At 60.0% G+C, this 7464-nt stretch carries 6 protein-coding genes; all 6 read right to left on the bottom strand.

Features of this window, described 5'->3' with window-relative positions; all coding sequences use genetic code 11:
• A partial coding sequence (locus AWB76_RS24365) for a carboxylesterase/lipase family protein (protein ID WP_244173442.1) occupies nt 1-1531 on the bottom strand: 1531 nt, incomplete at its 3' end.
• A gap of 130 nt (nt 1532-1661) precedes the next feature.
• Entirely contained in the window at nt 1662-2714 is a 1053-nt protein-coding gene (locus tag AWB76_RS24360; RefSeq protein WP_244173440.1) for a porin, read from the bottom strand.
• 133 nt (nt 2715-2847) lie between these two features.
• The gene (locus tag AWB76_RS24355; protein WP_061162687.1) at nt 2848-3150 is read right to left on the bottom strand and encodes a Zn-ribbon domain-containing OB-fold protein; all 303 of its coding nucleotides are present in this window, start codon (nt 3148-3150) and stop codon (nt 2848-2850) included.
• A 10-nt stretch (nt 3151-3160) separates the two neighbouring features.
• Complete coding sequence (locus AWB76_RS24350; RefSeq protein ID WP_061162706.1) at nt 3161-4312, bottom strand: thiolase family protein; 1152 nt, start codon at nt 4310-4312, stop codon at nt 3161-3163.
• Nucleotides 4313-4323: 11 nt separating this feature from the next.
• Nucleotides 4324-5664 carry an MFS transporter gene (locus AWB76_RS24345; protein WP_061162686.1) on the bottom strand — a complete coding sequence of 447 codons (1341 nt, stop codon included), beginning with the start codon at nt 5662-5664 and terminating at the stop codon, nt 4324-4326.
• A 122-nt stretch (nt 5665-5786) separates the two neighbouring features.
• Nucleotides 5787-7391: an ATP-dependent acyl-CoA ligase gene (locus AWB76_RS24340; RefSeq protein ID WP_061162685.1), complete on the bottom strand. Its 1605-nt coding sequence runs from the start codon at nt 7389-7391 to the stop codon at nt 5787-5789.
• Nucleotides 7392-7464 lie beyond the last annotated feature (73 nt).

Raw genomic sequence — 7464 nt, 5'->3', positions numbered from 1 at the left:
CAAGTAAGGGGTCTAATATCAACGCATCAGGGCACTTCCACGATGACATGAACCCTCGGTACTTCAGCAACCTGTTAGGATTTCCCGCTTTGGCGAAGTCGGCCCAATAGGCATTCGCTAACTGGGCGACACGCTCGTCCTGGTCCGTGACCTGGCTACCGTATGCCGCAGTCAGCATGTCGAAGACGTACGGAATCTCGGCCGCGTGTACGGCACCGCTCACCTTGCCTTTCAAGGATTGCGCGACATACGAGAATCGGTACACATAGGCAGCCGATCCGTGCGCAATGACGCTGCGCGCCACGAAACGCGCGGGCTCATGCATCAGTTCAACCCGCGCAATTTCGCTTACCACGTCCGGAACAGTTGCAGTCCCGTTTGGATCGAAGACGGATCTCGCGGCGGCAAGATTGCGTGAACCAAAAATCGCATACGCGTCGTCCTTGGTCTTCGCGGGCAAGGGAATCGCAAGGTCCGCATCATTGGTGCCCACCAGCAACGAAACGGAGTTGAACTGGCCACTCGCGTATAACCTCCCCGGTTCGTCAGTGACCAGCTTGCCGTCGATCATCGGGCCGGACGACCAGGTTGCGCTCGCGGAAGACGCGGAGCCGAGGTTCAATCCGTTCACCACCTGGTCGGCCGTCAGCGCGCGCAGTTGGGCCAACGCGCTTGTATCACTGCCGGAGATCCCCATGCTTTGCGCGAAGGCGGTTCCGAGCTGCTCGCCCGACGCGACGTTTCCCGATCCGGTCGCGGTGAGATAGCGTCCATATGTTTGGTTGACACGTCCACTACCCGAGTCGATGATTGCTTTCGAGAAGAGCTCCTTCGCCAGAGGCGATGTAATCAATGAGTGCACCGATTCGCCGCCGGCCGACTCGCCGAAAATGGTCACGTTCTTCGGGTCTCCACCGAAGGCCGCGATATTGCGCTGGACCCACTGCAACGCAGCGATCTGGTCCATGTAACCGTAGTTGCCAAGCGGTTCGGCCGACTGAGAGGCGGTGAGTGCGGGGTGTCCGAAGAAACCGAATCGCCCTAATCGATAGTTCAGGCTCACAAATACCAACCCATGCTTCGCAAACTGGCTTCCATCGTAGACCGCCGGCGACGAGCCACCGTTCGTATAGCCGCCACCATGTATCCATACCATGACAGGCAGCTTCTGCGCCTCGTTCCCGCCTGAGTTCGCGGCAGGACGCCACACGTTCAAAACAAGGCAATCCTCCGACGGTGTGGTCCTGATAGGCGCAGCGTCGGACGCAAAGGGTAGCTGCATACAGTCATGTCCGTAGGCGCTTGCATCGCGCACACCGCTCCAGGAAGCCGCTGTCTGGGGCGCTCGCCAACGTAAATCGCCCACGGGCGGCGCTGCGTACGGAATTCCCTTGAATGAAAGTACGTTATCCGAAACAGCGCCGCGTAGTTTGCCACTCTCGACTGTCGCTGACGTCGGGTCCGAAGATGCTCCGTCGCCTCCCGAGCAAGCGGCCAGAAACAGCGCCGTGACGCCGCAAAGAACGCTCATCGATGTCAATCGATGCGACCGAAATACCGAATCCATATGTGCCTCCGCATCGGATAACGTTATTGTTTTGCTGATGTCAGTTCTACCGGCGTGCTACAACGAATGTTCGTCCTCGAAAACGCCCGCGCACTCAGAACTTGTGACGCATGCCTATTCGCAATGCGACCTGATTCGGCGAACTGGATGCTGCGAGCACGGGTGCGAGGTTGGCTACCGCACCGCCAGTCGCGTGCATGTAAGTTGCGCTGGCGTAAACGTCAGTACGTACCGAAAGCAGGTAGTCGATGCTTGCATCGCCCTCGTGATAGCCCGGTGCATAACCCGTCTGCGACACGCGGCCCGCCGTGTAGCTGTACGCCGCGCCTAGTTGCAAACTCGGTGTGAGCTTATAAAGCCCGACGATTTCGCCGATGTTGAACGTTGCGTGGCCGCCGATCTTGGCGCCTAAGGTTGGGTCGAGATCGCCGAACTGCGTGTGCGTCCAGTCGGCACTGATCGTTGCCCGACCGAAGTTGTAGGCCGCACCCACGCCGATCACCTTATAGCTGCCTGCAGCAAGACCGTAGTTCCCGTTCACAGTGTTGGACGCAGTCCAAAGTCCTTCAGGAACAGCCTGGGCGGGATGATCGATCGACGTATAGGCGCCGGCGAACTGGAACCCGCCGTATGCGTATGTCAGTGCAAAAGATTTCGCGCTCGTTCGGGCGAAGTCACCAGCGACGCCACCGAAGCTGTACATCGCCACGCCGGTAAGCCCGGCAATGGTCGGTGACACATATTTGACGGTGTTGTTCAGGCGAAAGTCGATGCCATTGTTATCGAGATCGCCTGGATGCGGAAAGAGAATGCCCCCCGGAAGCATGCCATTGGCCGAGAACGTGCCGATGTAATCTCCAATGGCCTCGCCCTGTCGACCCATGGTCACCGTACCGTAGCGTGTACTCGAGAGACCAACGTATGCCTGGCGGCCGAAGAGCCGCCCGCCCTGACTCAACGTCCCCGTGTTCACGTTGAAGCCGTTCTCCAGCTTGAATAGCGCGGACCAGCCGTCTCCGAGATCTTCGAGTCCCCTCAAGCCCCAGCGGTTGCCCTGCGAAATGCTCCCTTGCATCTGCCACGCGCTGTGACCGCCTTGATTGCTCGACCAGGTCAGGCCGTCGTCGATGATCCCGTACAACGTCACGCTACTTTGAGCATGCGCAACCTGGCATGCGAATAGGCATCCTAACGACAGCCCAAATAAGCACATTCTCACGACGATCTCCCTGGTATAAAGCGACGTTTTTTCTTAAGATCTGCTGCTGGTTCGCACAATGTCAGACTGCAACGGCGACGATGCATTGATCGTCGTGCACCTCTAACCGCACCGCCGATCCGTCCGGGACCGCGGCGTTCAGGCGCGCGACCACCACAGGCCCCGCGTCCGTCCGTACGGTCGCGAGATATATCGGGGGCGAGTCGCGTTCACCCGCGCGGTGCCGTACGACGGTCGATTCCATCACCGTTCCCGATTCAACCGTGCATCGCGTCCACGCGTTGCTGCCACAGCTCGGACAAAAGTACCGAGCCGGAAAGAGCGTCAACCCGCACTGCGTGCATTGCGTAACGTCGAGGTTCATCGTTCGCTCCTCAAGCTCTTTCCATCACCACGGCGTTCGCGCACATTCCGTAGCGATACTCGACCATGCCGTATCCGCTCACCACAGCGAGCTTCGCGTGCTTGACCTGCCGATCGCCCGCTTTGCCCTGGAGCTGCGCGATGGCTTCGACCAGCCCGTGCATGCCCCCGGCGGCGCCCGCCTGCCCGACGGACAGCTGCCCGCCCGAGGTATTGACAGGCAAGGTACGCGAGGCGATCCTCGCGATGAGCGCACACATATCGCCGTCGGCGGCAAAGCCGAGGTCGCTCAGCTGCGCAAGGACCATCACCGGATAATCGTCATATACGGACACCAAATCGATGTCTTCAGGACTTACGCCCGCCTGTCGCCACAGATCCGCTGCCACCTGTTTGAGCGATGTCTCAAGCCCATCGCCCATCTGATGGTCGGCGTTGTACAAGCATTTGAGGGCCCGCATGCGGACGGCTCCCGGGCCACGCGCGAGGTCATTGCGAGTGACCAGGATGGCGTTTGCACCACCCACGACGGGCACACAGTCGAGGCGCCCGAGCGGATCAGCCACGAGCGGTGCCGCCAGGTAATCGTCGAGAGACATCGGCGTCCGATAAACAGCCTTGGGATTCAGGCTCGCCCATTCGCGTTGGGCGACACATATTGCGCCATAGTCGGCGCGCGTGAGGCCATGACGCCTGGCATGTCGCTGCGTGAGCATCGCGAATACGCTGTTCGGCCCACCATTTTTCAAGGGCCGTAGCCAGGTGCGGGTCGTCAGATTGTAGTTTTCGACGAGATTCTTGAAATCACTAGGCTGGAACTGGTCGCCTGAGACCAGCGCGATGACGTTCGCGTCACCGTGCTGAATCGCGCGAATCGCATGCTGTAACAGATTGATGCCGCTTGCACCACCGTGGCAATCATCCATGCACCAGCGAGGACTCAGGCCGAGCCGCCACGCTAGATCAATCCCGTGATCGGGGCCAAGCGTAAATGAAGCGACTCCCAGACCATCGATGTCTTTCGCCGAGAAGCCAGATTCATGCAGTAGCGAGCCGAAAGCTTGCGCGAGGAGCTCGCCAGTTGAACCGGTCGTCGGCTGCCGGCTGTAAGGCACCTCGACGCCGGCCGCAACGACAACCCCATCGAAATCGGATGCTGACATGTTGGCGTTCCTCAAGCGCGTTTGGCGACGGTTTCACGCGTGAAGACGAGCGCGATGACCGTGATGAGACCCATCCCCATCATCATCAGCGCGACGGGCCATGCCGCGTGGTAATGCGCGAGCAACGCAGTCGCGAGCATCGGCGCAAGCCCACCCGCGAATACGGATGCCACCTCATGTCCCAGCGCCATGCCTGAATAACGCACCTCGGTACTGAAGAGCTCACCCATCAGGCTTGGCTGCGTGCCGACCATCGCTCCATGACAGATCGCATTTCCGAGCAGGAACGCGAGCCAGATAAGCGCCGGAACCTTGGTGTCAATGAGCCAAAAGAAGGGAAAGGCAATTGCAACGAGCCCCAATGCGCCGATCAGGTAGACGGGCTTGCGGCCCACTCGGTCCGACAGCCGCCCCCACAGCAGCATCGCAAAAAGTTCAACGCTCATCGAGACGATCACCCCAGCGAGCATGACCTGGCTCGACACACCGATGAACTTGCCATAGGCGAGCGCGAAGGCGAGCATGATGTAAGAGCCACCGTTCTCGGCCACGCGCAATCCCATTGCCAGCAGAATCTCGCGCGGGTGCTTGCGGATGACGTCAAGCACGGGCGTGTGTGTTTTCTTGCCCGCAGCCTGTGTACTGGTGAACTCCGCGCTCTCGGGCAACTTCGAGCGAATGTAGACACCTACGCCGAAAATCAGAATCGAGAGAAGGAACGGCACCCGCCAGCCCCAGCTCATGAAAGCGTCCTTCGGCAACATCTGCACGATAAAAAATATTACGGCAGACAACACGAAACCGCCGCCCACGCCGATCTGGCTCAGCGATGCGTAGAAGCCGCGCTTTTCGGGCGGAGCGGACTCGCTGATCATCAGGACACCGCCGCCCCATTCGCCGCCTGCAGCGACGCCTTGCAGAATGCGCAGCGCCATTAGTAACGCGGGCGCCCACATGCCTACGTGTGCATACGTTGGCAGGACACCGATCAGGAAGGTCGCGCCCCCCATGATGGAGAGCGTCCATACCAACGCCCCCTTCCGGCCGAAGCGGTCTCCGATGTGACCGAAGATAACGCCCCCAAGCGGGCGCGCAGCGAAGCCGACTGCAAAGCCGGCGAACGCACCGAGCGTGCCGATGAGCGGGTCCGTTCCTTTCGGGAAAAAGAGCTCGCCAAAGACGAGCGCGGCAGCCGTGCTATAGAGAAAGAAGTCGTACCACTCGAGCGCGTTGCCCGCGACCGATGCCATCACGATACGTCGAAGCGACTTTTGATCGACATGGCCCGCTACTTCGGCGGTCGATCCGTCTGAGTGGGCGGCCTGGGCCGACAGGGTTTGCATGCTTGCCATCTCTTACTCCGGGTGTGCCCCGAGGACACTGAAAGGTGACGATGGAGTTGCGTTCGCCCCCTTGGGATCGGGTCGACCGACGACGGGAGGGAAACGATATTCGCGTTGCAGCTGTTCGCGATTTAGGAGCGCTTTAGTCGATAGCCTGACTCTTCAAGGTCCCACGTCGTCGAAGTCACGCCGGTTTCGCGCAACTTGTACTTCATGATCTTGCCGTTCTCCGTCTTTGGGACATCGGGCCTGAAATCCAGATAGCGTGGGACGGCGAAGTAAGGCATGCGCGGCTCGCAAAACTTGATGAGTTCGAGCGGATCGAGCGTGCGGCCCTCGCGCAGAACGATGGCGGCCATGACTTCGTCCTCTGCAAGAGACGATTGCACAGCAAAAACTGCGGCCAGCTCGACGGCGGGATGGCTGAGCAAGACCTGCTCGACCTCGAACGAGGAAATGTTCTCGCCGCGTCGACGGATCGCGTCTTTCTGTCGGTCAACGAACCTGAAATAGCCATCCTCACTACGCACGACGCGATCGCCCGTGTGAAACCAGAGGTTGCGCCACGCCTCAACGGTCTTCTCCGGCATGCCGAAATAGCCGCTCGCAAACGCGAAGGGTTGATCCGCACGCAAGACGAGCTCGCCTGCCTCGCCGTCCGGCACCGGCTGGTCGTTCTCATCGACGACGCGCGCGTCGAAGCCGTGCGCGAGTTTGCCCATGAATCCCGCACGGCGTGTGTTCAGCTTGCCGCCGATGACCGAATTCGTCTCGGTCGAGCCGTAGCCGTCGACAAGACCGATGCCGCAGCGTTCTGTGAATGCGTTCTGAAACTGCGGGGGCACGCCGGGTGCAAGCGCTACGCGAACACGGTGTTCGCGCTCCTTGGGCGACGGTGGCCGTGAGAGAAGAATTGGAACCATTGCGCCCAGCACGTACGTGACCGTCGCGCCGGTGCTGACAAGCGAATCAAAGAACCCGCTAGCCGAGAAACGCCGTTCGACGATGAGCTGTGCATCGTGCATCAGAGCTTGGAAGAAACTGTTGAGAGCGTTTGTGTGAAAGAGGGGAAGACACGTATAGAGCACATCGCCGGCGCGCACTTCAAGGTCGCCTCCTGTATGCGTGCCCCACCAGAAGAACTGCGCATGGGGACATACGACGCCCTTGGATAACCCGGACGTGCCTGACGTGTAAAGAATAACGAACGGATCGCCGTCGCTAAGCGCCGCCGCTTCGACCGGCTCGCCGCCCGGGGGAAGCCCCACTTGCGCAAACGGCGAGGGTCCAGAGACGTCATGCGGTTCACCGATGACCCAGATCGTTTCGAGGGAGAGTTCATCCTCGTCCAGCGCCCTGACCGCTTCGATTAGGTTTGACTCTGCCACCAGGAGGCGGGCGCCGGAGTTCCGCAAGATGTGCTGTAACTGCATGCCACGCGAGGCGGTGTTAATTGGCACGGCAACCGCGCCAAGCCATCCGCACCCGAGCACCATTTCCATGAACTCGATCCGGTTTCCGCAGAGGATCGCGACACGGTCACCCCGCTTAATTCCGTAAGCTGCTAATGCACCGGCGCGTCTCGATGCTGCCTCAACGGCGTCGCGTGCCGTCCAAGTTGTTTCGCGATCAGAAAAGAGCGGAGCATCACCGTTGCGAGCAGCGCGGCTTTGCAACAAATCAGGCAGCGTGCGATGCGCTCCTGCAATCACCAGTGGTTCGACCAACGTGTTCATAAATCTCAGCCTCGTCACATCCAATTTGAAACGAGTCTAGGATTGCCTATACTATCCGTCAAATTCATAAATA

Origin of the sequence: Caballeronia temeraria (assembly GCF_001544795.2) — a bacterium.
GTDB lineage: Bacteria > Pseudomonadota > Gammaproteobacteria > Burkholderiales > Burkholderiaceae > Caballeronia > Caballeronia temeraria.
The sequence above is the reverse complement of the archived record's forward strand: the minus strand, read 5'-3'. Positions and strand labels throughout refer to the sequence as shown.